The sequence below is a fragment of the Faecalicatena contorta genome, assembly GCF_001404335.1.
GTDB lineage: Bacteria > Bacillota > Clostridia > Lachnospirales > Lachnospiraceae > Faecalicatena > Faecalicatena contortus_B.
In genome coordinates this window covers 57985-82759 of sequence record NZ_CYZU01000022.1, presented here as the reverse complement: position 1 = coordinate 82759, position 24775 = coordinate 57985, and the positions used below count along the sequence as shown (strand labels likewise).

Annotated in this window: 28 protein-coding genes and 4 pseudogenes; all 32 read left to right on the top strand. The window is 38.5% G+C overall.

Annotated features, from left to right (window positions below):
* The first annotated feature begins 240 nt into the window (after window positions 1–240).
* The 32 genes and pseudogenes from ARB69_RS12630 to sat4 all read left to right on the top strand — a co-directional run bounded on the left by ARB69_RS12630 (window position 241) and on the right by sat4 (window position 24746).
* The gene (locus tag ARB69_RS12630) at window positions 241–561 is read left to right on the top strand and encodes a TfoX/Sxy family protein (RefSeq protein ID WP_044822771.1); all 321 of its coding nucleotides are present in this window, start codon (window positions 241–243) and stop codon (window positions 559–561) included.
* Window positions 562–625: 64 nt separating this feature from the next.
* Window positions 626–1063 (top strand): hypothetical protein, encoded by a 438-nt coding sequence (locus ARB69_RS12625; RefSeq protein WP_044822770.1) that lies wholly within the window; start codon window positions 626–628, stop codon window positions 1061–1063.
* Window positions 1064–1123: 60 nt separating this feature from the next.
* Complete coding sequence (locus ARB69_RS12620; RefSeq protein ID WP_044822769.1) at window positions 1124–1666, top strand: DUF3795 domain-containing protein; 543 nt, start codon at window positions 1124–1126, stop codon at window positions 1664–1666.
* 56 nt (window positions 1667–1722) lie between these two features.
* A complete protein-coding gene (locus ARB69_RS12615; protein WP_044822824.1) occupies window positions 1723–2229 on the top strand; it encodes a YcxB family protein in 507 nt (168 codons plus the stop codon).
* A gap of 110 nt (window positions 2230–2339) precedes the next feature.
* A complete protein-coding gene (locus tag ARB69_RS12610) occupies window positions 2340–3734 on the top strand; it encodes an FtsK/SpoIIIE domain-containing protein (protein ID WP_044822768.1) in 1395 nt (464 codons plus the stop codon).
* Window positions 3735–3935: 201 nt separating this feature from the next.
* The gene (mobT, locus tag ARB69_RS12605) at window positions 3936–5135 is read left to right on the top strand and encodes a MobT family relaxase (RefSeq protein WP_080291451.1); all 1200 of its coding nucleotides are present in this window, start codon (window positions 3936–3938) and stop codon (window positions 5133–5135) included.
* Between the two features lie 9 nt (window positions 5136–5144).
* Window positions 5145–5279: a DUF3789 domain-containing protein gene (locus ARB69_RS12600; RefSeq protein ID WP_044822823.1), complete on the top strand. Its 135-nt coding sequence runs from the start codon at window positions 5145–5147 to the stop codon at window positions 5277–5279.
* The gene (locus tag ARB69_RS12595; protein ID WP_006354966.1) at window positions 5280–5501 is read left to right on the top strand and encodes a hypothetical protein; all 222 of its coding nucleotides are present in this window, start codon (window positions 5280–5282) and stop codon (window positions 5499–5501) included. It begins immediately after the preceding gene.
* A gap of 70 nt (window positions 5502–5571) precedes the next feature.
* Window positions 5572–6588: a DUF5677 domain-containing protein gene (locus tag ARB69_RS12590; RefSeq protein ID WP_044822766.1), complete on the top strand. Its 1017-nt coding sequence runs from the start codon at window positions 5572–5574 to the stop codon at window positions 6586–6588.
* A 73-nt stretch (window positions 6589–6661) separates the two neighbouring features.
* On the top strand, window positions 6662–6850 hold the full coding sequence (locus ARB69_RS26065; RefSeq protein ID WP_044822765.1) for a hypothetical protein: 189 nt from the start codon (window positions 6662–6664) through the stop codon (window positions 6848–6850).
* Between the two features lie 20 nt (window positions 6851–6870).
* Complete coding sequence (locus tag ARB69_RS12585) at window positions 6871–7368, top strand: antirestriction protein ArdA (RefSeq protein WP_044822764.1); 498 nt, start codon at window positions 6871–6873, stop codon at window positions 7366–7368.
* A 15-nt stretch (window positions 7369–7383) separates the two neighbouring features.
* Window positions 7384–7887, top strand: coding sequence for an antirestriction protein ArdA (locus ARB69_RS12580; RefSeq protein ID WP_044822763.1), 504 nt, complete (start codon window positions 7384–7386; stop codon window positions 7885–7887).
* Window positions 7888–8051: 164 nt separating this feature from the next.
* Window positions 8052–8441, top strand: coding sequence for a conjugal transfer protein (locus ARB69_RS12575; protein ID WP_044822762.1), 390 nt, complete (start codon window positions 8052–8054; stop codon window positions 8439–8441).
* The gene (locus ARB69_RS12570) at window positions 8428–10878 is read left to right on the top strand and encodes an ATP-binding protein (RefSeq protein WP_044822761.1); all 2451 of its coding nucleotides are present in this window, start codon (window positions 8428–8430) and stop codon (window positions 10876–10878) included. The genes ARB69_RS12575 and ARB69_RS12570 overlap by 14 nt, the downstream gene beginning before the upstream one ends.
* A complete protein-coding gene (locus ARB69_RS12565) occupies window positions 10878–13010 on the top strand; it encodes a CD3337/EF1877 family mobilome membrane protein (protein ID WP_044822760.1) in 2133 nt (710 codons plus the stop codon). Before ARB69_RS12570 ends, ARB69_RS12565 begins: the two co-directional genes overlap by 1 nt.
* A complete protein-coding gene (locus ARB69_RS12560; RefSeq protein WP_044822759.1) occupies window positions 13007–14014 on the top strand; it encodes a lysozyme family protein in 1008 nt (335 codons plus the stop codon). The genes ARB69_RS12565 and ARB69_RS12560 overlap by 4 nt, the downstream gene beginning before the upstream one ends.
* A 15-nt stretch (window positions 14015–14029) precedes the next feature.
* The gene (locus ARB69_RS12555; RefSeq protein ID WP_044822758.1) at window positions 14030–14923 is read left to right on the top strand and encodes a conjugal transfer protein; all 894 of its coding nucleotides are present in this window, start codon (window positions 14030–14032) and stop codon (window positions 14921–14923) included.
* Window positions 14924–15135: 212 nt separating this feature from the next.
* Window positions 15136–15993 carry an alpha/beta hydrolase gene (locus tag ARB69_RS12550; RefSeq protein ID WP_021408161.1) on the top strand — a complete coding sequence of 286 codons (858 nt, stop codon included), beginning with the start codon at window positions 15136–15138 and terminating at the stop codon, window positions 15991–15993.
* A gap of 77 nt (window positions 15994–16070) precedes the next feature.
* Complete coding sequence (locus tag ARB69_RS12545) at window positions 16071–16652, top strand: TetR/AcrR family transcriptional regulator (RefSeq protein WP_044822822.1); 582 nt, start codon at window positions 16071–16073, stop codon at window positions 16650–16652.
* Between the two features lie 103 nt (window positions 16653–16755).
* Window positions 16756–17601, top strand: coding sequence for an ABC transporter ATP-binding protein (locus ARB69_RS12540; protein WP_021408153.1), 846 nt, complete (start codon window positions 16756–16758; stop codon window positions 17599–17601).
* Complete coding sequence (locus tag ARB69_RS12535) at window positions 17598–18281, top strand: hypothetical protein (RefSeq protein WP_044822757.1); 684 nt, start codon at window positions 17598–17600, stop codon at window positions 18279–18281. The genes ARB69_RS12540 and ARB69_RS12535 overlap by 4 nt, the downstream gene beginning before the upstream one ends.
* Window positions 18278–18760: pseudogene (locus ARB69_RS28270) on the top strand (ABC transporter permease); the annotation flags it as partial. The gene ARB69_RS12535 and the pseudogene ARB69_RS28270, both read left to right, overlap by 4 nt.
* Window positions 18758–19192: pseudogene (locus ARB69_RS27410) on the top strand (dihydrofolate reductase family protein); the annotation flags it as partial. The pseudogenes ARB69_RS28270 and ARB69_RS27410, both read left to right, overlap by 3 nt.
* Window positions 19192–19557, top strand: a complete 366-nt coding sequence (locus ARB69_RS12525) for an LPXTG cell wall anchor domain-containing protein (RefSeq protein WP_207643114.1) — start codon at window positions 19192–19194, stop codon at window positions 19555–19557. The pseudogene ARB69_RS27410 and the gene ARB69_RS12525, both read left to right, overlap by 1 nt.
* A 288-nt stretch (window positions 19558–19845) precedes the next feature.
* Window positions 19846–19929, top strand: a pseudogene (locus ARB69_RS27920) (MLS leader peptide); the annotation flags it as partial.
* A gap of 48 nt (window positions 19930–19977) precedes the next feature.
* A complete protein-coding gene (locus tag ARB69_RS12520) occupies window positions 19978–20061 on the top strand; it encodes a 23S rRNA methyltransferase attenuation leader peptide (protein WP_001814874.1) in 84 nt (27 codons plus the stop codon).
* Between the two features lie 124 nt (window positions 20062–20185).
* Complete coding sequence (gene erm(B), locus ARB69_RS12515) at window positions 20186–20923, top strand: 23S rRNA (adenine(2058)-N(6))-methyltransferase Erm(B) (RefSeq protein ID WP_001038790.1); 738 nt, start codon at window positions 20186–20188, stop codon at window positions 20921–20923.
* 361 nt (window positions 20924–21284) lie between these two features.
* A complete protein-coding gene (locus ARB69_RS12510) occupies window positions 21285–21524 on the top strand; it encodes a helix-turn-helix transcriptional regulator (protein WP_002380754.1) in 240 nt (79 codons plus the stop codon).
* A gap of 394 nt (window positions 21525–21918) precedes the next feature.
* Window positions 21919–22674: a hypothetical protein gene (locus ARB69_RS12505; RefSeq protein ID WP_044822754.1), complete on the top strand. Its 756-nt coding sequence runs from the start codon at window positions 21919–21921 to the stop codon at window positions 22672–22674.
* Window positions 22661–23266: pseudogene (locus ARB69_RS12500) on the top strand (class I SAM-dependent methyltransferase); the annotation flags it as partial. The gene ARB69_RS12505 and the pseudogene ARB69_RS12500, both read left to right, overlap by 14 nt.
* 32 nt (window positions 23267–23298) lie before the next feature.
* Window positions 23299–24207 carry an aminoglycoside nucleotidyltransferase ANT(6)-Ia gene (locus ARB69_RS12495; RefSeq protein ID WP_001255866.1) on the top strand — a complete coding sequence of 303 codons (909 nt, stop codon included), beginning with the start codon at window positions 23299–23301 and terminating at the stop codon, window positions 24205–24207.
* Window positions 24204–24746, top strand: coding sequence for a streptothricin N-acetyltransferase Sat4 (gene sat4, locus ARB69_RS12490; protein ID WP_000627290.1), 543 nt, complete (start codon window positions 24204–24206; stop codon window positions 24744–24746). Before ARB69_RS12495 ends, sat4 begins: the two co-directional genes overlap by 4 nt.
* The last annotated feature ends 29 nt before the right edge of the window (window positions 24747–24775 follow it).

Genomic DNA, 24775 nt, shown 5'->3' with positions numbered 1-24775 from the left:
GATCCTCCTTCAGTGCGGTACCTACATTGTACCATGAAATATTAGATTAGGAATTCTCATTTTGACTTGTACTATTTATATTCTAGCACCATCATGACGGAAAATGGTTGATGTTTGAGCCAACAGATACAATCTTATTTAATGATTTTGTTAAATTATTGGGAATAAAAAGAAAGCCCAACAGGAAATGATGATTTTATACTTCAATTTAGTATATAAATAGGAATTTGAGGTGGAAGTATGGCATCAAGCAAAGAATATTTGGAGTTTATTTTAGGGCAGTTATCCGAATTAGAAGAAATTACATATCGTGCTATGATGGGAGAATTTATTATCTATTATCGTGGTAAGATTGTCGGCGGTATCTATGATGATAGATTGCTTGTCAAACCAGTAAAATCAGCAATTAGTTATATGTCAACAGCTCTGCATGAGTTACCCTATGAGGGAGCAAAAGAAATGTTGTTGGTAGAAGAAGTTGATAATAAGGAATTTTTGACAGGCTTGTTTCATGCTATGTATGAAGAACTACCAGCACCAAAACCGAAGAAAAAGAAGTAAGCAAATCCCAGTTTATATGACTATAGAAGATAAAAAATATAATTTGTAAGGAGATGAGACCATAATGTGCATTGAATGCTATATTGATGAAAATAGAATTACACCGTTGTTAAATCCGATAGAATGTTTACAAAATCATACACAGTATATCTGTGGGACTTGTGGACGGTGCATCTGTATTGAACATGACCCTAAGCGTGGTCTGCAAAGATGGAATTTTCCTTTCAAGTCACTAGAAATTGCAAAAATGTATTTGCGTACTGCTGATTACAGTATGAAAAAATCATGTGGTATTTATGAAATAGTAAGTGAAAATGGGAGACGTTCCTACAAAATTTTTGCAAATAATGAGGACTTACAGTTATACCTAAAAAAGAATAAAGGTAAAACCTGTAAAGATACAAAGCCTATTTTTGCTGTTGAAGAATATAAAGAATATGCAAATACACAAATACGAAAATTGACTTCTAACGAAATACAGAAATATATGTCAGAGCGATAACTTCCAGTTTGTAAAAGTCAATAAATCCAAAGATAAATTTGAAGTTAGGAGACTGGTACTATGAAAGGATTTGAACGTAAAAACCAATTATTTTCTCTTTGCGGATTGAATTGCGGATTATGCCCTATGCTTTTGGGAAATTACTGTGGCGGTTGTGGCAATGGTAATCAATCATGCAGAATTGCGAAATGTAGTCTTGAACATGGAAAGATTGAATATTGCTATGAATGCAGACAATATCCATGCGAAAAATATCAACACATTGATGATTATGATTCTTTCATCACGCATAAACGGCGAAAAGCAGATTTAGAAAGAGCAAAAAACATAGGCATTGAGCAATATAATCTTGAACAGCAGGAAAAAACACAAATTCTTTCTTACTTACTTTCTAACTATAATGACGGGCGTAGAAAGACTTTCTTTTGTGTGGCAGTTAATTTATTAGATCTTTCAGAATTGCAAGAAGCAATGAAACAAATACAATCCAATGACGAATTGTCCTTACTACCATTTAAGGCACAATGCTTGTATGTGGTAGAGGTGTTTCGGAAGATTGCTGAAAGGAGAAATATAAAACTGAAACTTATCAAAAAAAAGTGATTTTCAAATTTGAAATTGTAACAAAGATTATTTATATAACGAACGGAGGTATAACTTTGGAAACAGTAGAGTTAAGATTTCAATATACTCAAAGTGAATATATAAAAGCAGAAAGGCAATATTTAATTTCTAGTAAAACTATACATAAATATGATATTGCTTTAGTCGCTGTATTTTTGTTGCTGTCAGTCATTTATATGCTGTTCTCCTCTTTTAGCGTATTTAGTATTTTAATATTTGGATTGATAATTGTTGTAACTGCATTGGGAAGCTATTTATATATCCTAATGCCTATACTGAAATTCAAACAAACTGCAAAATATCATGAGGAATATACGCTGGTATTTTCTAAGGAAAACATTAAATTTAAAACACAAAGCATTGACTCAGAAGTGAAGTGGGACATCTACTCTGCACTATGGGAAAGCCATGATTTTTATTACTTAATTCAAGCACCACGATTATATACGTTAATTCCCAAAAGAGTTTTTAAAGACCTAAACGAAAAACAGCTATTTGAAGAAATTGCACAATCAAGAGTTAAAACAACAAAGCACGTATAATGAACATACCCTACAATGTAACAACTTCATATTCATACACACAAAGCGGTTAGTCTTTTAAGATTGACTGCTTTTTTCATACTTAAATTTAAGATTGGAGTGATTGATTTATGCGAATGATTTTGAATAAAGGACACCGTATCAGAGCCAGCGACAAGCACCTTGTCTACCATTTTTCCATAGGGACGCTTCTGTTTGTATTCGTGGTAGTTCTTCTGCTACTGAATATGAAACAGCTCATGCGTACTGATTGGGAGCATATCAGCTTGTTAGAGAACGGCTTGACGCTTTCCCCTTACAACTTCATAACCATACTGATAGCGACTGGTGTTTGTGCATTGGTCGCTTTTTGGTATTACCGCTTCTGCCATGACAGTTTCAAGAAGCTACTGCACCGTCAAAAGCTGGCAAGAATGATACTGGAAAACAAGTGGTATGAAGCCGATACTGTACAAGACGGCGGTTTTTTTACTGACCTGCAAAGCAGATCAAGGGAAAAAATCGTCTGGTTTCCAAAGATTTACTATCAAATGGAAAAAGGATTGCTTCATATCCGCTGTGAAATTACGCTGGGGAAATATCAAGACCAGCTCTTACGATTAGAGGATAAATTGGAAAGTGGCTTGTATTGTGAACTGACCGACAAGACCTTACATGACGGCTATATCGAATATACACTGCTTTATGATATGATAGCGAACCGCATTACCATTGACGAAGTGAAAGCAGAAAACGGCTGTCTTAGACTGATGAAAAATCTTGTATGGGAATATGACGCACTTCCTCACGCTCTGATTGCTGGTGGAACTGGTGGCGGTAAAACGTATTTTCTGCTGACGCTTATTGAAGCTCTGCTACATACGAACGCTATTCTTTACATCTTAGACCCGAAGAACGCTGACCTTGCAGACTTAGGTACAGTTATGGGAAATGTATATCACACCAAAGAAGAAATGATTGATTGCGTCAATGCCTTTTATGAGGGCATGGTACAAAGAAGCGAAGAAATGAAGCAACACCCGAACTATAAGACGGGCGAAAACTACGCCTATCTGGGACTGCCCCCCTGTTTTCTTATCTTTGATGAATATGTGGCGTTTTTTGAAATGCTGGGGACAAAGGAAAGCGTAAGTTTACTTAGCCAGTTAAAGAAAATCGTTATGTTAGGACGACAAGCAGGCTATTTTCTGATTGTTGCCTGCCAGCGTCCAGACGCAAAATATTTCTCGGACGGTATCAGAGATAATTTCAATTTCCGTGTAGGGTTGGGACGTATCAGCGAATTAGGTTACGGTATGCTGTTTGGTTCTGATGTGAAAAAACAGTTTTTCCAGAAGCGTATCAAAGGGCGTGGCTATTGCGATGTGGGAACAAGCGTCATAAGTGAATTTTACACGCCTTTAGTCCCGAAAGGATATGATTTTTTGCAGAACATAGGTTCTCTTACATATGCAAGGCAGGACGGGACGGCGACGTGCGAAGCGAAAGGCGACGGCACGGACTAGCCGTTGCTGGTGTGGCGGTAGCCACGCCAGCAGATACAAGCCCCTCATTATCTAACAGAGGGGCACAATTACGCTGGAAACTGGTTCAAAAACCTTTGAAAGTCCGCTAGTTATTAGGGTTTTCTCTATTTTCAGCCATTTGTGATAATCGCTTGAAATTATCACAAAATCACAAAAATATCACGATTGGGGGTATGACAACTGAATGATACTGATTTTCTCAACGCCTTGAAAGCAAAACGCAATGATTATGGCGTATCGCAGACAAGGCTTGCAATCATGGCTGGTATCAGCCGTGAACATCTAAGCCGTATCGAAGCTGGCAAGGTAGCACTGACCGAGGACATGAAGCACAAACTACTGGAAGCTGTGGAAAAATTCAATCCCGAAGCTCCCATGTTCCTGCTCTTTGATTATGTGCGTATCCGATTTCCCACACTGGATATACAGCACGTTATCAAGGACATTCTAAAGCTGAATGTAGACTATATGCTTCACGAAGATTTCGGGCATTACAAGTACACCGAGCATTACTATATCGGGGACGTGTTCGTTTATACTTCACAAGACAAGGAAAAAGGTGTCCTGCTGGAACTGAAAGGCAAAGGCTGTCGCCAGTTTGAAAGCTACCTGCTGGCACAGGAGCGAAGCTGGTATGACTTCCTCATGGACGCATTAGTTAATGGCGGTGTGATGAAGCGTATCGACCTAGCTATCAACGACAGAACGGGCTTACTGGATATTCCAGAACTGATAGAGAAATGCAAGAACGAGGAATGTATTTCTAAATTTCGTTCTTTCAAGAACTATGGTTCTGGGGAGCTGGTAAAGCACAACGAAGTCAACAAGGACGGCATGGGACACACGCTTTATATTGGTTCATTTACCAGTGAAGTCTACTTCTGTGTCTATGAAAAGAATTATGAACAATCCTCAAAATTGGGAATACCGATTGAGGAAGTCCCCATTAAAAACCGATTTGAGATACGTCTGAAAAATGAACGTGCCTACTATGCCGTGAGAGAACTGCTGACCCACTACGACGCAGAGCTGACGGCATTTTCTATTATCAACCAGTATATCCGCTTTGCCGATAAGGAAGTAGGCAAACGAAAAAGTGACTGGAAAACAAATGCACGCTGGTCTTGGTTCATTGGTGAGGGGCGACCGCCCGTGAAGCTGACGACAAAGCCAGAGCCTTATACTCTGCAAAGAACGCTGAACTGGCTACAAAGGCAGGTTGCCCCGACTTTGAAAATGCTGAAACAGATAGACGCAGGCAATCAGACCGACTATCTCAAAACTATTGAACAGCAGGCAAAACTGACGGACAAGCACAAGCAGATCGTGAAGCAACAGACGGCTTCGGTGGATGAACTGATAAAACAAGAAAAGGAGTGATTGATGATGATATGGGAATTGATTAAGGACTTACTGCTGGTATCACTTGGCATGGGTATCGGCGTGGTTCTGATGTGTATTATGAGTGTCGGAAAGGAAGCTGACCGACACATTATTGAATTAAAGGAAAGCGAGGAAAAATAAATGAATTTCGGGCAAAATTTATATACATGGTTTTTAAGCAACGCCCAGAGCTTAGTGCTTATGGCGATTGTGGTTATTGGTATTTACTTAGGGTTTAAACGTGAGTTTTCAAAACTTATCGGCTTCTTGGTGGTTGCCTTAGTTGCTGTTGGATTGGTATTCAATGCAGGCGGTGTCAAAGATGTACTCTTAGAGCTGTTCAATAAGATTATCGGAGCATAATAAATAGTGCTAACCAGCTTTAACAATGTTATAATTTACATATAAGATATTGGAAGGGTGGGTTAAAAATATGGCAAAAGATAATGCTTCAATTTTCCTAAAAGATACGTTTATGAAAACTGTAAAAAATAGAATTGAAGAAGCGGAAACGGAAGCTGAAGCTAAAGAAGTCATAGAAAAATTAGAAAAAATTGATTTGAGTGACTTATTTAAAGAAATGCTTTTCAAAATGGCTGATGATACTACTCAATATATGAAAAAAACAATGTATGAAGAGGTCATGGCTTTTAGGGCAGGAGAAGAGGAATTTATAGTCAGACAAGAACAAAAATGGTATAGAGGCTTTGTCGCTTCAGAAGCAATGTATATTATGACATTAGAAGTTGCTGAGTCCTATGTCCAGTATGTCAACGATTTAAGTATTGAAGAAAAAATTCAAAATAATAACACTTTTTTGGCTATGCTACATATCCATGGACGAGCTTTACAAGAATTTCTTGAAATTATTACCCTTATGAAAAATGGATTTGCAGATGGTGCATATGCTAGGTGGCGTTCTATGTATGAACTCTCCATAATAGCTTCATTTATAACAGAAAATGGAGAAAATGTTGCAAAAGCATTTATTGAAGCTAGCGAAACGGACGATAGATATGAATGGGCACGAGCAAGTGATTTGTTTTCTTCTAAAAAAAGATATATAAGTTTTAATGATATTCAAACTCATTGCGATATGAATACCAAAGTCTGGAGAAAACAATATGACTTAGCGAATAAAACTGTTCATGCTTCACCACAGGGAACATTTGCACGTTTAGGTAATATGAAGACAGAAAATATTATTCCCGTTGGCAGAAGTGATTACGGAATTACAACACCTGCAGAACATTCAGCCATATCTTTAGCACAGATTACAAGTATGTTTTTAAATATTTTTCCTTATGGAGATGGCATTGTCGCAATAAAAAATATAAATAATTGGATTGATGTCGTTCGAGAAATATATTTTAAAACGCATGATGAAGTTTTTCCAGAAGCTCCACCTCTTTGGAACAATGATTTGGAAAAATTTGGAGATTATGAATAAACATAATTAAGCGGTTACTCCATTGGAGATTAACCGCTTTTTCTATACTCAAATTTAAGATTAGAGTGATTGCTTGAAAGATATATTTTCGGATATGCAGGCAAGGATTGGTTGTACCTACATTTCAGATTTACCACATCATAAACGTATGGTGTGGCAGGAAATGAAGCAACTGAACCTTGCCGATTATCCGCAGAAACAATTAGAAGATTTTGCAGGCTATGTCTTTGGTGTCCCTTACACTAGCATAGCTGAAGCATGAAAGAAAGGACGTGAAAACCTATGAATGAAATGCGTGTCTGTATCGAAAGCCGACTACACACTTCTGAAGAAATCCGTTCCGCATGGTTCACACTTCCCATTGACGAGGAAGAACTGGAAGAACAGATAGGCGTTCCTATCGACAGTGAAGATTACCGTATCACAGAAATGGAACTGTCTTTTGCTGATGAAGTCGGCGAAGATACGACTATTGAAAAGCTGAATGACCTTTACCATACCTTTGAAAGTCTGCCACTTGATTTACAAGAGGACTACGGGGAACTGATGTGTTACTTTACCAGCCTTGACGAACTGCACCAGCACCGCCATGACGTGATACATTATTCATGGTGTAAAAACATGGCTGATGTGGCAAGGCATTTGTTGGACAATGACCCTGCTTTTTCTGCCATTGAGGAACGCCTGACCCGTTACTTTGATTACGATGCCTACGGACAGTATCTTGATGATAATGGAAAATTTATAGAAACAGACCACGGTATCTATGAACTGCCGTAGAAATGGGGTGTTGCTATGGTAGAGGATATGCGTGTATATATCGCTAATCTTGGGAAATACAATGAGGGGTATCTGGTCGGCGACTGGTTCTCTTTTCCGATTGATGAAGAAGATGTTGCCGAGCGTATCGGCTTGAATGAACGATACGAAGAATACGCCGTACATGATACGGAAAACTTTCCCATTGAGATTGGCGAATATATCTCGATTGAAGAACTCAATGAAATGTTTGAAATGATTGAAGAATTACCCGACTACATCACGGACGAGCTGGACGAGTTTATCTCTCATTACGGCAGTCTGGAAGAAGTGTACGACCATAAGGACGACGTGTATTGCTATTCCGATTGTGAAACCATGACCGACGTTGCTTATTACTTCATAGATGAAATGCAGATGTTAGGGGAAATCCCCCCACAGTTACAGAACTATATCGACTATGAAGCATACGGCAGGGATTTATCCTTTGAGGGAACTTTTATTGAAACAAGCTACGGTATGTGTGAAATACTGTGGTAAGAAGCTGGAAGATCAGCGACAAGCATTGTTGCTTCTGACAGCTTTTTCTATTGGGGACAGTCTGAAAAACGGCTGTCCTTTTCTATTATGTGAAATCTCATAAAGAGATACCACTATGCCGTGAAGAACACGGCAGGAATAAAGAAAGGAGTTGAAACGAAAACATGAAAAAGATTAAAAGCTATACGGGTATCTGGAACGTGGAAAAAGTCTTGTATGCAATCAATGATTTTAACCTGCCCTTTCCCGTTACCTTTACACAGATTACATGGTTTGTGATAACCGAGTTTATCATCATTCTGTTTGGGGACTTACCGCCCTTATCCATGATTGAGGGGGCATTTCTGAAATATTTCGGTATTCCCGTAGCTCTTACATGGTTCATGTCGCAAAAGACCTTTGACGGCAAGAAGCCTTACAGTTTTCTAAAGTCCATGATTACCTACGGGCTTCGACCAAAGACCACTTATGCAGGAAAAGCCGTGAAACTGGATAAGCAGGTATTACATGAAACTATCACGGCAGTAAGGAGTGTGAGCTATGTTCCCGATTAAATATATCGACAATAACCTTGTCTGGAACAAGGACAATGAGGTATTCGCCTACTATGAGCTGATACCTTACAATTACAGTTTTCTATCTGCTGAACAGAAATTCATTGTGCATGACAGCTTCCGACAGCTTATCGCACAGTCCCGTGAGGGCAAGATACACGCCTTGCAGATTGCCACGGAAAGCTCAATCCAAAGCATACAAGAACAGTCAAAAAAGCTGGTAATGGGGCGATTGAAAGACGTTGCCTATCAGAAGATAGACGAGCAGACCGAAGCGTTAGTAAGCATGATTGGGGATAATCAAGTAGACTACCGCTTTTTTCTTGGCTTCAAGCTCATGGTAACGGAAGAACAATTTAATTTGAAGAACATTAAAAAATCGGCGTGGCTGACATTCAAGGAGTTTATCCATGAAGTGAACCATACGCTGATGAATGACTTTGTATCTATGCCGAATGATGAAATCAACCGTTACATGAAAATGGAAAAGCTGTTAGAAAACAAAATCAGCCGACGCTTCAAAGTAAGACGCTTAGATAAAAACGACTTCGGCTATCTGATTGAACACATCTACGGCAGGGACGGTGTCGCCTATGAAGATTATGAGTATTCGCTACCAAAGAAGAAACTGAAAAAGGAAACGCTGATAAAGCATTATGACTTGATACGTCCGACCCGTTGCCTTGTGGAAGAAAACCAGCGACATTTACGCTTGGAACATGAGGACAGCGAAAGCTACGTTTCCTGCTTTACCGTCAATGCGATTGTCGGCGAGCTTGATTTTCCGTCCAGCGAAATCTTCTATTTTCAGCAACAGCAGTTTACCTTTCCCGTTGATACCAGCATGAATGTAGAAATTGTGGAGAACCGAAAAGCGTTATCGACAGTAAGAAATAAAAAGAAAGAGTTAAAAGATTTAGACAATCACGCCTATCAGTCTGGCAGTGAAACCAGTTCAAATGTAGTGGACGCACTAGACAATGTGGACGAGCTGGAAATGGATTTAGACCAGTCCAAAGAAAGTATGTATAAGCTCTCTTATGTTATCCGTGTATCTGCTCCCGACCTTGACGAACTGAAACGACGCTGTGATGAAGTCAAGGACTTCTACGACGATTTGAACGTCAAGCTGGTACGTCCTGCTGGCGATATGTTGGGGCTTCATTCTGAATTTTTACCAGCCAGCAAGCGATACATCAATGACTATGTGCAGTATGTAAAATCCGACTTCTTAGCAGGACTTGGCTTTGGAGCGACACAGCAGTTAGGGGAAAATACGGGTATCTATATAGGCTATTCCGTTGATACGGGACGCAATGTATATTTACAGCCGTCCCTTGCCAGTCAAGGTGTAAAAGGAACGGTTACAAATGCTCTGGCTTCTGCCTTTGTTGGAAGTCTTGGCGGTGGAAAATCATTCTGTAACAATCTGCTTGTTTATTATTCTGTGCTGTTTGGCGGTCAGGCGGTCATCTTAGACCCGAAAAGTGAACGTGGCAACTGGAAAGAAACCTTGCCAGAAATCGCCCATGAAATCAATATCGTAAACCTTACCAGCGACAGAGAAAACGCAGGACTTCTTGACCCATTCGTGATTATGAAGAATGTCAAAGACGCTGAAAGTCTGGCAATCGACATTCTCGCATTCCTTACGGGGATCTCATCGAGGGACGGCGAGAAGTTCCCCGTACTTAGAAAGGCGGTGCGTGCCGTTACCCAAAGCGACCAGCGAGGATTGCTCCATGTGATTGAGGAATTAAGAAAGGAAGATACGCCTATCTCACGCAACATTGCCGACCATATCGACAGCTTCACGGACTACGATTTTGCACATCTGCTGTTTTCAGACGGTACGGTGGAAAATGCAATCAGTTTAGATAACCAGCTCAATATCATTCAAGTAGCTGACTTAGTGCTACCCGATAAAGACACCACCTTTGAGGAATACACGACCATTGAACTATTGTCTGTTTCCATGCTGATTGTAATTAGTACCTTTGCCTTAGATTTTATCCATTCGGACAGAAGTATTTTCAAGATTGTAGACCTTGACGAAGCGTGGGCGTTCTTAAATGTGGCACAAGGCGAAACGCTCTCTAACAAGCTGGTTCGTGCTGGTCGTGCCATGCAGGCAGGCGTATATTTTGTAACACAGTCTTCGGGGGACGTGTCAAAGGAAAGTCTGAAAAACAATATCGGTTTAAAATTCGCTTTCCGTAGTACCGACATCAACGAGATTAAGCAGACCCTTGAATTTTTCAGCATTGACAAAGAGGACGAGAACAACCAGAAGCGACTTCGTGATTTGGAAAACGGGCAATGCCTATTACAAGATTTATACGGACGTGTGGGCGTGGTGCAGATACACCCAGTCTTTGAAGAATTACTGCACGCCTTTGATACCAGACCGCCGATACAGAGAAATGAGGTGGAGTGATGAAAGAAAGGATAAAAAGTGCGTTCACAAGAAAAAAGATACTTCACGTTCTCAAAATGGCTCTGTTCGTCGTGGCACTGTCCCTTATCCTGCTTTCACTCTTGGGAACGGTGGTACACGCAACGGGACTTGTGGACGACACTGTCAATACCGAAAACCTTTATTCAAAATATCCGCTGTCGAATTATCAGCTTGATTTCTATGTGGATAATAGCTGGTCGTGGCTTCCGTGGAACTGGCTGGACGGGATTGGAAAAAGTGTGCAATATGGGCTTTACTGCATTACAAATTTCGTCTGGACTATCAGCTTGTATTTAAGCAATGCTACGGGGTATGTGGTGCAGGAAGCCTACAAGCTGGATTTTATCAACGATATGGCAGACAGTATCGGCAAAAGCATACAGACCCTTGCAGGGGTTACCGAAAACGGCTTTTCTACTTCTGGATTTTATGTGGGATTTCTACTTCTGATTATCTTAGTAGTGGGTATTTATGTTGCCTATACGGGACTGATAAAAAGGGAAACCAGCAAGGCACTTCACGCCGTTATCAACTTTGTAGTGGTGTTTCTTTTATCTGCTTCCTTTATTGCCTACGCTCCTGACTACATCAAGAAAATAAATGACTTTTCATCAGACATCAGCACCGCTTCACTGGACTTGGGAACAAAAATCATGCTTCCCGACAGCGACAGCAAGGGCAAGGATAGCGTGGACTTAATAAGGGACAGCCTATTTTCCATACAAGTACAACAGCCGTGGCTACTGCTTCAATTCGGTAATTCCGATATAGAGGAAATCGGTTCTGACCGTGTGGAAGCTCTGGTATCGGCAAGCCCAGAGGACGAGGACGGCGAAATAAGGGAAAATGTCGTCAAGACCGAGATTGAGGACAATGACAACAACAATCTGACGATACCGCAGGTCGTGAACCGTTTAGGTATGGTGTTCTTCCTGCTTATCTTCAACTTAGGAATAACCATATTTGTATTCTTGCTTACGGGCATGATGTTATTTAGCCAGATACTTTTTATCATTTTCGCAATGTTTTTGCCTATCAGTTTTCTACTTTCCATGATACCGAGCTATGAAAGTATGGCAAAGCAGGCAATCGTCCGTGTGTTCAATACCATTATGACAAGGGCTGGTATTACGCTGATTGTAACGGTAGCCTTTAGTATTTCCAGTATGTTCTACAACATATCGACGGACTACCCGTTCTTTATGGTGGCGTTCTTGCAGATAGTGTGTTTTGCAGGTATCTACATGAAGCTGGGCGATTTAATGAGTATGTTCTCTTTAAACGCTGGCGACAGTCAAAGCATGGGACGGAGAATATTCCGCAGACCGTATCTGTTCATGCGACATAGGGCTAGACGTATGGAACATAGGCTTGCAAGAGCTGTTAGTGCTGGTGGTGTCGCTGGTGCGGTGGCTGGTGGTGTCGTTGTCGGTTCAAAATCTACACGCCAGAATGGAACAAAGAACAATCGTGGAAATACAAGCTCCAGCATGGGGCAGAAAGCAGGTTCAGCCGTGGGAGCTGTCCTTGATACAAAGAATAAGGTCAAGGACAAGGCAACTGCTGTCAAAGAAAATATCAAAGATATGCCGACACAGACCGCTTATGCGGTTCATTCTGCCAAAGAAAAGGCAAAGTCCAGTGTGTCCGACTTCAAGCGTGGTGTGGTGCAGGAACAAGAAAACCGCCAGTCTGGACGTTTCGAGAAACAACAGCTACACAGACAGAATATCGCTGACAAGCGTATGGAGCTTCAAAAGGCACAAGAAGCAAGGCAGGCAGGTAAGAAAACGGACGGATCAGCGACAAGCGGAGCTACCCGTCCCCATGAAAGACCAGCGACTACTTCTAAGGTCAATGTGGAAAAACAGCAGGAAGTCAAACGCCCTGCCACAGCTTCTACGGTTAAGAATAATGAAGTCAAAACAAATGTTGTCAAGGAACGTCCGCTATCTTCTGGTGGTTCATCAGCAAAGACCGTCAATCAAGAAACCATAAGACAGAATTACAAGGCTGACCGTGTTACGAAAACAACCGTTCAGAAGCATACACAGCAGAATACCGAAAAGAACAAACGAACCTTATTCAAGAAAGGACAAAAGAAGAAATGAAACTAAGACATATCGCTATCATTGGCAGTCTGTTTCCTATCCTCTTTTCTATTGTATTATTCTTTGGGGTTCTGATTAGTGCCGAGGACGACGACGGGGGCAACGGTTATTCCTCTAATTACGTTGGTATGAACCTATCTGCCGAAGTCTTGAAACATCAGCCTATGGTAGAAAAGTATGCCAGAGAAAACGGCATTTCCGAGTATGTCAATGTGTTGCTGGCAATCATACAAGTGGAAAGTGGCGGTACAGCCGAGGACGTTATGCAAAGTTCTGAAAGTCTGGGACTACCGCCCAACTCATTAGATACAGAAAGCTCAATCAAGCAGGGGTGTAAATATTTTGCGTCCCTGCTTTCTTCCTGCAAAAATCAAGGTATCAGTGATATAAATGTCGTGATACAGTCCTATAACTATGGCGGTGGCTATGTGGGATATGTGGCAGGAAATGGAAAAAAGCATACATTCAATCTTGCGGAAAACTTCGCAAGGGATAAGTCGGGCGGTCAGAAAGTAATCTATACGAACCCTATCGCTGTGGCAAAGAACGGGGGCTGGCGTTATGGCTATGGAAATATGTTTTATGTGGAGCTTGTGAACCAGTATCTTGTTGTCAATCAAGTATCGGGCGAACTGGCACAAAGGATAATGAATGAAGCGTTGAAGTATCAAGGTTGGAAATACGTGTATGGGGGCAGTAACCCAAACACTTCTTTTGATTGTAGCGGACTGACCCAGTGGTGTTATGGCAAGGCTGGTATCTCTTTACCGAGAACCGCACAAATGCAGTATGACGCAACACAGCATATCCCACTATCGCAGGCAAAGGCTGGCGATTTGGTCTTTTTCCACAGTACCTACAATGCAGGAAGCTATGTAACCCATGTCGGTATCTATGTAGGAAATAATCAGATGTATCATGCAGGCGATCCTATCGGATATACCGACCTTAATAATTCGTATTGGCAACAGCACTTGATTGGTGCTGGAAGAATAAAACAGTAGAAAGGATTGGAAACCATGTTTAAAAAGAAAGAAAAACCAGTAAAAGAAAAAAAGGTGCGTACTGTCAAGGTAGGCACACATAAGAAATCTGTGATTGCATTATGGGTGGTACTTATTGCCAGCGTATCATTTGGTGTGTATAAGAACTTTACCGCTATTGATATGCACACGGTACATGAAACAGAAACAATACAGCTAAGACTAAATGACACCAACGGGATTGAAAATTTCGTGAAAAATTTCTGTAAGTCCTACTATACATGGGATAACAGCAAGGAAGCTATCGAAGCAAGGATGCAGGCAATCAGCAACTATCTGACAAAGGAGTTGCAGGACTTAAACCTTGATACCATAAGAACCGATATACCGACCAGCTCCGTTGTTACAAATGTGCTGATTTGGGATATAGAACAGTCTGGAACGGACGATTTTATCGCTACCTACGAAGTAGATCAGCAGATAAAAGAGGGAGAACAGACAACGAATGTCAAAGCAACCTATACCGTAAAAGTCCATGTGGACGCTGACGGGGATATGGTAATCATTCAGAACCCGACACTTGCACCAGCGGTTGAGAAATCCGATTATGAACCAAAGGCACACGAAGCAGACGCAAGCGTGGACGCTGATACTGTGAATGACGCTACGGCATTTTTAGAAACATTCTTTAAGCTATACCCGACAGCAACGGAAAAAGAACTTTCCTACTATGTAGCTGGCAATGTGCTTGAACCTATCGGCAGGGACTACCTCTATTCTGAATTAGTCAATCCCGTGTTTACGGCTGACGGGGATAATGTGAAAGTCAAGGTTGCCGTGAAATTCATAGACAATCAGACAAAGGCAATGCAGGTATCACAGTTTGAACTTGTGCTACATAAGGATAGCAACTGGAAAATTATTATGTAAGATATTTTGTTGGCAGGCTCTATTTTCGGATTTAGTCTGCCTTTTCTGTAGCAAATGTGCTGCACTAACAAGCGATTTCATTGTATTTTAAGCAATTAAATCTTTCTTGACAATTTTATCTTAAATCATATATTTATGGATATTGACTTTCTGCTTACAATAAGTTATTATATGACTATAAAACCAAATCAGTCATATAGGAGGTATGTGGTATGTATAAAGAAGTTGGTATTTCTTCAAATAATGTTCCGATAACACTTTCTATCTGGTATACAGAAAGAAGTAGTCCTACCATTGTTTTTTTGCCGGGTACTATGTCACACCCTCTCATGTATGAGAATTTTCTATGTGGTTTGAGTGAAAGAGGATTTAATATAATAGGCATTCACTATCTTTCACACGGAAAAAGCCCTAAAATCAAAAAAAATTATACAATGGAAGATTTGCTGCATAATGTATATGACGCAACGACTTACGGAATAGAAAATTTTGGTGAAAACATAGCTGTCATGGGTTCCAGTCAAGGTGGGATTTTAGCTGCAATGGCGGCGGGTAGGGACACAAGGTTAAAAGCCGTTTTTCCACATAATATCATGCTGACTACATTAAAAGAAACTATGAGCTTAACAAAATATCCCGCATGGTCACACCGTTTTATGGGGCTGATACAGTTGGGCTTTCGTGTAGGTGGAAAATTGCTGCCTAACTATAAGGTTCCAGGAGACGCTTATTTAGACTATGACAGAGTATTTTATAGTGAACAGGCAAAACAAGATTGCTTAAATGACCCTATGCTTTTACCCTATTATCCTTTAAGATTTGTCGCCAGCTTATTTAATGCTGACTTATCGTGCTTGGAGAATGGGGCTATACAATGTCCTGTTATTTTAATTACTGCCAAAGGCGATCCGCTTTTTAGCTTTGATTATACCAACAAAGTATTTGATTTAATTCATGTACCGAAAAAGGAATTACTTACTTTAGAGCTTAATCGTCACATGATTTTTAATGAGGACACGGACACTACAATAAACGCATTGGAAGCTACCTTGCATAAATATCTTGGATAGTATATTGATTATATAATCAGTAAATGTTATACTTTTCATGACGATAAAAACATTTTAGTCATAAGGGGGTTATGAGTTTGCCACGATTTACGGAACAAGAAAAAGAAATCATAAACAGTAAACTTTTGATAGAGGGAGAAAAGCTGTTTTCATTACACGGCTTAAAAAAAGTAACAGTTGATGATTTAGCAGCTGCTGTAAACATATCAAAAGGTTCATTCTATGCTTTTTATCCCAGTAAAGAACATCTATATGTGGAAATCAATTTTCGCTTACAAAAAGAGTTATTTACAAGTATAGAAACAACCGTTAAAAAGAAAAAGTATAAGAACCATAGAGATTTAGCAAAGGACGTTATCATGCTAAGTTTAACGGGGGTGATTACTTCGCCTATTCTTTCACAGATTGATTTATCTTTAATGGACTATCTGCAAAGAAAAATATCGTCAGATATTTTTGAGAATCATATGTACAGTGATATTCGTATATTGGAGATACTGGAAGGTTTAGGGGTTGTATTTTTGGTTCCGCATACGGTTATCATAAAATCCCTGTATTCTGTTTTATCCTGTTTGGAACAATTCAAAGAGGACGAAGAATTGAATATGATACAAAATCTTTTAGTGAATGGTATTATTCAGCAAGTAGTAGCAGAGTAATAATTTTGTTTGGTTATTTGACAAGCAAGTGGCCAAACAAATTTTTTACAGTTTATATGACTATATATCTATAAACGTCATAAAGTTAAAGGAGGAAAGAATAATGATTGATGTAAAAAAACTGTATTTTAGCTATACTGACAAACCGTTTGTTGAGAATGTAAGTTTCCATGTTGGGAGAGGAGAAATTTTCGGTTTTTTAGGACCCTCTGGTGCTGGGAAATCAACTATTCAAAAAATTTTAACTGGGCTTAATACAAGTTATAAAGGCAGCGTAAAAGTTGCAGGTACAGAAATAAGGGAGCATACAAATCGGTTTTATGAAAATATTGGAGTAGACTTTGAATTTTCAACCTGCTACGAGAAATTCACAGCACGACAAAATCTCGCCTATTTTGCTTCTCTATATGACAAGCAACCTCGGTCTATTGATGAATTATTGCATATGGTAGGCTTAGAAAATGATGGGGACAAAAAAGTTGCTGACTTTTCCAAAGGTATGCGTTCTCGCTTGAATTTCATTAAAGCGTTAGTCCATGACCCTGATATATTATTCCTTGATGAACCTACAAGCGGTCTTGACCCTACAAATAATCGTTTAATGAAAGATATTATTCTTGCGGAAAAGAAACGCGGAAAAACGATTATCATTACTACTCACAATATGTTTGACGCAACAGAGCTATGTGACCAAGTAGCCTTTATTGTTGCCGGAAAAGTCAGTGCATTGGATAGCCCGCATAATTTGATTATGTCAAGGGGAGCTGCCAAAATACACTATACCTACTATGATAAAGGCGAGAAAACCGGAGAATGTCTGCTTGATAGAACCACAGAAGATAAGTTGTTAAAAAGTTTAATTTCCGAAAACCGTTTGCTTTCTATTCATAGTAGTGAGCCTACATTAAATGATATTTTTGTTGATATTACAGGGAGGACACTTCAATGAGATTGGGACGTTTAATTTGTGGTGATATACATTTCCAATGGAAATATGGTTTCTATTTTATCTACTTTATATTAACAGTTTTATATGTGTGTGGGATTGCCGCTTTGACGGGACATTGGAAAACGGATATTGCTTCTATCATGATATACTCTGACCCAGCAGCAATGGGATTGTTTTTTATGGGAGCGATTGTCCTCTTGGAAAAAAGTCAAAAGGTGTTAAATGCTATGGTAGTATCGCCTGTAAAAGTATCGGAGTACATACTTTCAAAAACAGTTGCGTTAATTGCCATATCTACGGTAATTGCAATGATATTAGGATTCGTTTCCGGTAGCAATCAGTTACTTAGTATCGCAGTTGGTACAGCTTTGACATCAGCAATCTTTACTATGCTTGGCATTATTGCGGCTACAAAAATTTCAAACTTGAACCAATTTCTCATTGTGATTATGTCGATAGAAATTGTTTGCTTTGTTCCACCTATCGTTGGTCTGTTTGTAAAGTTACCAGATATATTCCGCTTTTTTCCGTTCACAGCTTGCATGAACCTCATAACTGGAAAAAGCATTTTACTATCGTTTGATATGGTACTTGTAATTGCTACGTTGATTATCCTCTACATAGTTGCGCGACATACAGTTAAGCATATGTGGAGAAGTTTGGGAGGTGTAAAGCTATGAAAAGGATATTATCCAGTACCATACAGGTATTTAAGCAAATTAAGAGCGACCCTATGATGTTTGCAGCTTGTTTTACGCCTTTTGTCATGGGAGCTTTGATTAAATTCGGTATTCCCTTTCTTGAAAGAATAACAGATTTTTCTTTGCAAGCATACTATCCGATCTTTGATTTATTACTTTCTATCATGGCTCCTGTATTGCTCTGCTTTGCATTTGCAATGATTACATTAGAGGAAATCGACGATAAAGTGTCACGGTACTTTTCGATTACCCCTCTTGGTAAGTCGGGGTATCTCTTTACAAGGTTGGGAGTACCCTCAATTATTTCGGCGGTCATCGCTTTTATTGTACTGTTACTTTTTTCATTAGAAAAGTTGTCCATTGGAATGACAATATGTTTGGCGCTTCTCGGCTCAGTACAGGCAATTATTGTTTCACTTATGATTATCACATTATCAAGCAATAAATTAGAGGGTATACCTGACAGCAGAGGTATCTTGAGAAGTCTTCATTGCTTAAGAAATCTTGGATATCTGAAGGAAATTGTCATTCTGGTATCAACTGCCACTCCGAAGGAATATTTGAATTATTTGGAGGAAAGGCATTACCCATATATTGTGTCAGGAAATGATCATGTGGACTATGAAAAAGCCTTTCAGATCCTGCATGAGCAATATGGGTGTAAATACATGCGGACAGACAGTGGCGGTGGATTAACCAACAAATTATTAGAAAACGGACTTATTGATGAAATCAGTCTTGTGATATCACCATGTTTTGTAGGTAATAAAGAAAAACAACTATTTGATAACCTTCTGTTATCTGAAAAAGTTAATTTGGAATTGCAGGGAACAGAGAATGCAGAACATGGCTGTCTGTCATTGCGCTATGCTGTGAAAAATAAGGATTAGTGCAGCATACTTTAAAAAGTGTCTGTTGGGACAGTGTCCTAAGCAAGCCGACAGAGCCAACAGAACCAAGTAAACCAGTAGACACAAACCCAATCGAAAACCCAGTTAATACAGATACAGGCGTTGTGATTGTTGCAGTTGAAGATAGTAAACCAATCATTCAATTAGCAGACGGAACAACAAAAAAAGTTGAAGCTAAAGAAATTGGCGCAGATGTTCAAAAAGACGGAACAGTAACGGTTAAAGGTTCAGACGGAAAAATGAAAGTTTTACCAAAAACAGGAGAAACAGAAAATATTGCATTGTCTGTCCTAGGTTCATTAATGGTATTAGGATCAGCATTCATTTTTAAAAAGAGAATCTAATTAAGGGGTCCCGAGCGCCTACGAGGAATTTGTATCGATAAGAAATAGATTTAAAAATTTCGCTGTTATTTTGTACATTTAACTTGACGGTGACATCTCTCTATTGTGAGTTATTAGTGGTACAGTTTTCAACCGTTTTAATCATAAAAAAGTGGTGCATTTTTAAATTGGCACAAACAGGTAACGGTTATTGCAGGTGTATTTCTTATCTATGGGTTTAACATGGATTTTATCATTAAAATCATGAGTATTGTCCGAGAGTGATTGGTCTTGCGTATGGTTAACCCTAAAGTTATGGAAATAAGACTTAGAAGCAAACTTAAGAGTGTGTTGATAGTGCATTATCTTAAAATTTTGTATAATAGGAATTGAAGTTAAATTAGATGCTAAAAATTTGTAATTAAGAAGGAGGGATTCGTCATGTTGGTATTCCAAATGCGTAATGTAGATAAAACATCTACTGTTTTGAAACAGACTAAAAACAGTGATTACGCAGATAAATAAATACGTTAGATTAATTCCTACCAGTGACTAATCTTATGACTTTTTAAACAGATAACTAAAATTACAAACAAATCGTTTAACTTCTGTATTTATTTATAGATGTAATCACTTCAGGAGTGATTACATGAACAAAAATATAAAATATTCTCAAAACTTTTTAACGAGTGAAAAAGTACTCAACCAAATAATAAAACAATTGAATTTAAAAGAAACCGATACCGTTTACGAAATTGGAACAGGTAAAGGGCATTTAACGACGAAACTGGCTAAAATAAGTAAACAGGTAACGTCTATTGAATTAGACAGTCATCTATTCAACTTATCGTCAGAAAAATTAAAACTGAACATTCGTGTCACTTTAATTCACCAAGATATTCTACAGTTTCAATTCCCTAACAAACAGAGGTATAAAATTGTTGGGAATATTCCTTACCATTTAAGCACACAAATTATTAAAAAAGTGGTTTTTGAAAGCCATGCGTCTGACATCTATCTGATTGTTGAAGAAGGATTCTACAAGCGTACCTTGGATATTCACCGAACACTAGGGTTGCTCTTGCACACTCAAGTCTCGATTCAGCAATTGCTTAAGCTGCCAGCGGAATGCTTTCATCCTAAACCAAAAGTAAACAGTGTCTTAATAAAACTTACCCGCCATACCACAGATGTTCCAGATAAATATTGGAAGCTATATACGTACTTTGTTTCAAAATGGGTCAATCGAGAATATCGTCAACTGTTTACTAAAAATCAGTTTCATCAAGCAATGAAACACGCCAAAGTAAACAATTTAAGTACCGTTACTTATGAGCAAGTATTGTCTATTTTTAATAGTTATCTATTATTTAACGGGAGGAAATAATTCTATGAGTCGCTTTTGTAAATTTGGAAAGTTACACGTTACTAAAGGGAATGTAGATAAATTATTAGGTATACTACTGACAGCTTCCAAGGAGCTAAAGCGCTCGGGACCCCATTAAGTATTTTTAAAAGCATGGTCGCAAGTTTCACTAGCAGCCATGCTTTTATTGAATCATTGTAGGACATTTTAAAGATAATTGCCCACTTTAAAATTAAACATGTGCTTAGAATCGTTCTAGGCAACACCAATAACAATCACTAATCACAAGTGATTTGTGATTAATCACTTGTGATTTACAAGGTGTAACGATATAATTAAATGGAAAACGTGCAAAATATTTACATAAACAGGAGGGAGAAACTTGGAACTAGCATTTAGAGAAAGCTTAAAAAAGATGAGAGGTACCAAATCAAAAGAAAAATTCTCCCAAGAATTAGAAATGAGTAGATCAAATTATTCATTGATTGAATCAGGAAAATCAGATCCGACATTAAAAACATTGGAACGAATTGCAGAATTGACAAACTCAACCTTAGTTATTGACTTAATTCCTAATGAATTAGAACAAGTAGAGTTGCAAATAGAAGAAGAGAAGCAATGATTGTCGTTAATATATTTAACGAAATTGTTGCTTATTTTTTTTAAAAGCGGTATACTAGATATAACGAAACAACGAACTGAATAAAGAATACAAAAAAAGAGCCACGACCAACTTATTTTCCGCCAAGAAAATAAGTTGCGAGCCTTAATTGATTACCACCAATCAATTAAAGAAGTCGAGACCCGAAATTTGGTAAAGTATTTAATTACTTTATTAATCAGATACTTAAATATCTGTAAACCCATTATATCGGGTTTTTGAGGGAATTTCAAGTCTTTAAGAAGATACCAGGCAATCAATTAAGAAAAACTTAGTTGATTGCCTTTTTTGTTGTGATTCAACTTTGATCGTAGCTTCTAACTAATTAATTTTCGTAAGAAAGGAGAACAGCTGAATGAATATCCCTTTTGTTGTAGAAACTGTGCTTCATGACGGCTTGTTAAAGTACAAATTTAAAAATAGTAAAATTCGCTCAATCACTACCAAGCCAGGTAAAAGCAAAGGGGCTATTTTTGCGTATCGCTCAAAAAAAAGCATGATTGGCGGACGTGGCGTTGTTCTGACTTCCGAAGAAGCGATTCACGAAAATCAAGATACATTTACGCATTGGACACCAAACGTTTATCGTTATGGTACGTATGCAGACGAAAACCGTTCATACACGAAAGGACATTCTGAAAACAATTTAAGACAAATCAATACCTTCTTTATTGATTTTGATATTCACACGGCAAAAGAAACTATTTCAGCAAGCGATATTTTAACAACAGCTATTGATTTAGGTTTTATGCCTACGTTAATTATCAAATCTGATAAAGGTTATCAAGCATATTTTGTTTTAGAAACGCCAGTTTATGTGACTTCAAAATCAGAATTTAAATCTGTCAAAGCAGCCAAAATAATCTCGCAAAATATCCGAGAATATTTTGGAAAGTCTTTGCCAGTTGATCTAACGTGCAATCATTTTGGGATTGCTCGTATACCAAGAACGGACAATGTAGAATTTTTTGATCCCAATTACCGTTATTCTTTCAAAGAATGGCAAGATTGGTCTTTCAAACAAACAGATAATAAGGGCTTTACTCGTTCAAGTCTAACGGTTTTAAGCGGTACAGAAGGCAAAAAACAAGTAGATGAAGCGTGTGCTTGATTTAGGATGCGGCTATGGATGGCACTGTATATATGCGATGGAAAACGGTGCTTCCTCTGTAGTAGGTGTTGATATTTCTCATAAAATGCTCGAAGTAGCAAAAGGAAAAACCCATTTTCCACAGATTGAATATGAATGCTGTGCCATAGAAGATGTGGATTTCCCAGAGGAGAGCTTTGATGTAATACTAAGTTCGCTTGCGTTTCATTATGTAGCAGACTATGAGAATTTAATAAAAAAGATATATAGGATGCTGAAGGCTGGTGGCAATTTAGTTTTTACAGTTGAACATCCTGTTTTTACTGCTCATGGAACACAAGACTGGTATTATAACGAAAAAGGAGAAATACTGCATTTCCCGGTGGACAATTATTATTATGAGGGCAAACGGACAGCTATGTTTTTGGAAGAAAAGGTTACAAAATATCATAGAACACTGACCACATATCTAAATACACTGCTTTCAAATAGTTTTATAATAAATCAGATTGTGGAGCCACAGCCGCCAGAGAACATGATGGATATTCCGGGGATGGCGGATGAAATGCGACGCCCAATGATGCTGATTGTATCGGCAAAAAAGAAGATGTAATAATATAGAAAAAATAAACGAGGAGTATGTAAATGAGATCAGAAAAAGAAATGATGGATTTAGTACTTTCTTTAGCAGAACAGGATGAACGTATTCGAATTGTGACCCTTGAGGGGTCACGCGCAAATATTAATATACCTAAAGATGAATTTCAGGATTATGATATTACATATTTTGTAAGTGATATAGAACCGTTTATATCTAATGATGACTGGCTTAATCAATTTGGGAATATAATAATGATGCAAAAGCCGGAGGATATGGAATTATTCCCACCTGAAGAAAAGGGATTTTCCTATCTTATGCTATTTGATGATTACAATAAAATTGATCTTACCTTATTGCCCTTGGAAGAGTTAGATAATTACCTAAAGGGCGATAAATTAATAAAGGTTCTAATTGATAAAGATTGTAGAATTAAAAGGGACATAGTTCCGACTGATATAGATTATCATGTAAGAAAGCCAAGCGCAAGGGAGTATGATGATTGCTGCAATGAATTTTGGAATGTAACACCTTATGTTATTAAAGGATTGTGCCGTAAGGAAATTTTATTTGCTATTGATCATTTTAATCAGATTGTTCGCCATGAGCTGCTGAGAATGATATCATGGAAGGTCGGCATCGAAACAGGCTTTAAATTAAGTGTAGGCAAGAACTATAAGTTTATTGAAAGGTATATATCCGAGGATTTGTGGGAGAAACTTTTGTCCACCTACCGGATGGATTCCTATGAAAACATATGGGAAGCATTATTTCTATGCCATCAATTGTTCAGGGCGGTATCCGGTGAGGTGGCGGAAAGGCTTCATTATGCCTATCCGGAGTATGATAGGAATATAACAAAATATACCAGGGACATGTATAAAAAATACACTGGTAAAACCGGCTGCCTGGATAGCACATATGCCGCTGATATAGAAGAGAGGCGGGAACAGTGATTACAGAAATGAAAGCAGGGCACCTGAAAGATATCGATAAACCCAGCGAACCATTTGAGGTGATAGGTAAGATTATACCGAGGTATGAAAACGAGAATTGGACCTTTACAGAATTACTCTATGAAGCGCCATATTTAAAAAGCTACCAAGACGAAGAGGATGAAGAGGATGAGGAGGCAGATTGCCTTGAATATATTGACAATACTGATAAGATAATATATCTTTACTACCAAGACGATAAATGCGTCGGAAAAGTTAAACTGCGAAAAAATTGGAACCGGTACGCTTATATAGAAGATATCGCCGTATGTAAGGATTTCAGGGGGCAAGGCATAGGCAGCGCGCTTATCAATATATCTATAGAATGGGCAAAGCATAAAAACTTGCATGGACTAATGCTTGAAACCCAGGACAATAACCTTATAGCTTGTAAATTCTATCATAATTGTGGTTTCAAAATCGGCTCCGTCGATACTATGTTATACGCCAACTTTGAAAACAACTTTGAAAAAGCTGTTTTCTGGTATTTAAGGTTTTAGAATGCAAGGAACAGTGAATTGGAGTTCGT